Origin of the sequence: Streptomyces aureus, from assembly GCF_001418135.1 — a bacterium.
GTDB classification, from domain to species: domain Bacteria; phylum Actinomycetota; class Actinomycetes; order Streptomycetales; family Streptomycetaceae; genus Streptomyces; species Streptomyces aureus_A.
On record NZ_LIPQ01000279.1, the window covers coordinates 1 to 3,096 of the forward strand.

The 3,096-nt window shown below is 76.0% G+C and carries 1 protein-coding gene and 1 pseudogene; one reads left to right on the forward strand and one right to left on the reverse strand.

All coding sequences use genetic code 11. The features are described 5' to 3' along the window. Positions 1 to 2,012, reverse strand: a 2,012-nt coding sequence (locus AOK00_RS22905; protein WP_254047463.1) for an asparagine synthase-related protein, incomplete at its 3' end; no start/stop codon positions are given. A 569-nt stretch (positions 2,013 to 2,581) separates the two neighbouring features. On the opposite strand from AOK00_RS22905, the pseudogene AOK00_RS22910 reads away from it, so the two are divergent. Beyond that, positions 2,582 to 3,096 (forward strand): annotated as a pseudogene (locus tag AOK00_RS22910) (MFS transporter); the annotation flags it as partial.

Below are 3,096 nucleotides of genomic sequence, written 5' to 3' on the forward strand. Positions count from 1 at the left end.
TCGCCACAGCACGCGTTCGAGTGAGCGCCTGCCGGACCCGGCCGGGCTGCTGAACGCCTGCCGGACCCCGCCGGGCTGCCCGACCCGAGCTGAGAGCGTCGCACCGAGCGAAGGAGGGCCGGCACGGCGATGCCGCTGACCGTTCGCAGGACGCCCGCGCGGGCGTCGGGCTGGACGCGGAGCGATTCCGGGAGGGTGCGGCAGGCCCGTACCACCTGGTTGTCGAGGAAGGGGGCGTGCAGGCGCTGGCCGCGGATCTCAGCGGCCTGTTCCAGGACCCGGTGGTCGGCCGCCGCACGCGCGAGCGCGGCACGCGCGCGTGCTTCGCCCGGACGCTGTACGGAGGTCGGCAGCGTCGCCGCCCGGTTCAGGCGAACCGATACTTCAGCCAGCGCCTCCCCCGTCAGCCAGCGTGCCGCGGGACCCGGTCGAGACCAGGTGAGCGCCGAGAGGGACGCCTCAAGGGGGCCGAAGCCGTCCGGAGCCGTGCGGTTCGCCTCCAGGACCCGCTGGGCGGCCGCCTCCAGGCCCGTCCGGTACGGGGTACGGGCCAGCTTCCGCGCCGCCCGGTACACCGTCAGCGGCACCAGGAGCGAGCCCGCCGACGTCCCCGAGGCCTTCGCGAGCGCCGTCACCGGACGCACGAGCGAGCGGCGTCTGCGGTCCATCAGGAGGTCCGCGAGGCGTGCCGGGTGCGCGTCCAGGACCTGCTTGGCGCCCATGCCGGTGAAGTGGTCGGCGCTGCCGCCCGCGAACCGTCTCCGGTGCCGTTCGGCCGTCACGAGGGAGGGCCCCGGCTCGTCCGTGAGCGGCCCGTCCAGCGCGGCGTACGGGAGCGCCTCCTCGCCGCCGGCGACGACCACGTGGTGCAGGCGCGGGTCGGCCGCTATCGCCCCGGCCCGCTTCAGCTCGTCCTCCCGGTCCGAACCCGCGCGCGTGGCCAGGTCGTTGAAGGTGACGGCGAGCAGCCGCTCCCCCGCGCCGGTGCCCTGCCCGGTGATCGTGCCCGGCACCCCGGGGAGGCCCGCCGCGAGCAGCGCGAGGGTGCCGGACGCGCTGCCGCCCGAGAGGTCGGCGCCGATGCCGGGCGCCGGGCCCGCGCCGCGGGCCGCGCGCCGGTCGGCCGGCCCCATGCCGGGCACCGGGCCCGGGTCGGGCAGCGGGGCCTCGGGCGCGTGCCGCGGGGCGGTGAGGCGCGCGCGTACGGCTTCGATCAGGGCGTCCTTGACCCCCTCGACGGCCTGCCGGGGGTCGGCCTGGGCCGCCGCGACCGCGAGCGAGGCGACCTGCTCGTACCCGGTGATCTCGCGCGAGCCCTCCCGCAGGATCAGCGCGTGGCCCGGCGGCACCCGCCGGACGCCCTCGTACGGGGTGGAGTCGCGCAGCGCCTCCGGGGTCTCCGGGCAGGCGAGCAGCGCCGCGAGGTGGCCGATGTCGAGCTGGGCCTCGACCAGGTCGGCCAGCGGCAGGGCGGCGGTGGCGAAGGCGGTGCCGCCGGCCCACGGGGTGTGGAACACGGGCCGGGCGCCGGCGAGGTCACCGGTGACGGTGACCCGGCGGCCGGCCTTGACGACCGCGGTGTAGCTGCCGGGCCATGCCGTGAGATGCCGCAACGCGCCCCCGCGCGCGGTGAGCAGGCCGATCCGCAGTTCCTCGTCGCTCGCGGCGCAACAGCCGAGGACGGCGAGACGGGTGTGGTCGTCGACGGCCACGACCCGCACCTCGTCGGGGCGCCAGTCGCCGACCGCCCACAGCGGATCGGGGTCGCCCCAGAGGAGTTGTGCGCCGACCGGTTGCACCGTGCGCCCCTCGGTGGCGGCCGCGTGGCCGTAGCCGGAGCCCGGGCCGGAACCGTAGTCGGCGCTTGAGCCCGAGCCGGATCCCGAGACGTACCCGGCACCTGAGCCGGAGCCGTGTCCGCCGCCGTACGAGCCGCTCATCGAGCCCGCCCGGGCCGCGGCCGTCGTTGCGAAGCCCGCGGCGACACTGCTCCAGCCCACCAGCCATCGCATCGGCGCCTCCACATCCGTTTCGGTGGGAGACATGCTGCCACGACAACGGCGCACGGGGCGGAGTCCGGGTGCACGCGCGCGAAAGCCGAATGCGCCCCTGGCATGGGCCAGTTGAACACCGGCGGCATTCGGCCAAATATCGCCCTTCCCCGGTGGGGCGAGAAGCGTCCGGGGCACCCGCCCACGCACACCGCTTCGCACCGGCCACCGGCAGCCCGGGAGGCGCTCCCGCCTCCCGGCGCCGTCCGCCGCCCGCGGGGAATGGGGCGGCGGTATCCCCCAGCCCACTGGTCCGGGACACTTTCCCGGCCGAGCGGGCCGACCCACGCGCTACTCATGGAAGCGCTCCCCCGGCCGTGCCGAGAGAGCGCACGGCCGGGCGCACGGCCACACAGCGGGAGCACGGGCCGGTCCCCCCGGCCCGGCTGTCGGTCTTTCACACAACAATCTCGCCATACGGAACACCGCCCCTTAACGGTAGGGATGCGGCGAACTACGCTGTGTTTACGAATGCCGCACGCCTATGCCCGGCGTCGTGGCGGCCGTCTGGGTTGTCGAGGGGTGGCGTCATGTCCAGGGAGCAACGCGGGCCGAACGAAAAGCTCGGCACGGTTCTCGCCCTCGCGGGAATCAGCAACGCCGGGCTGGCCCGGCGCGTCAACGACCTCGGTGCGCAACGGGGCCTGACGCTTCGATACGACAAGACCTCGGTCGCCCGGTGGGTGTCGAAGGGCATGGTGCCGCAGGGCGCCGCGCCGCACCTGATCGCCGCCGCGATCGGGCAGAAGCTCGGCCGGCCCGTGCCGCTGCACGAGATCGGGCTCGCCGACGCCGACCCCGCGCCCGAGGTGGGCCTCGCGTTCCCGCGCGACGTGGGCGAGGCGGTGCGCTCCGCGACCGACCTGTACCGGCTGGATCTCGCCGGGCGGCGGGCCGGCGGTGGCGGGATCTGGCAGTCGCTCGCCGGCTCCTTCGCGGTGAGCGCGTACGCGACGCCCGCGTCCCGCTGGCTGATAACCCCGGCCGACCCGTCGGTGGAGCGCGAGGCACCGTCCCCGCCGGGGGCGGGGACGGTGCCTCGCGC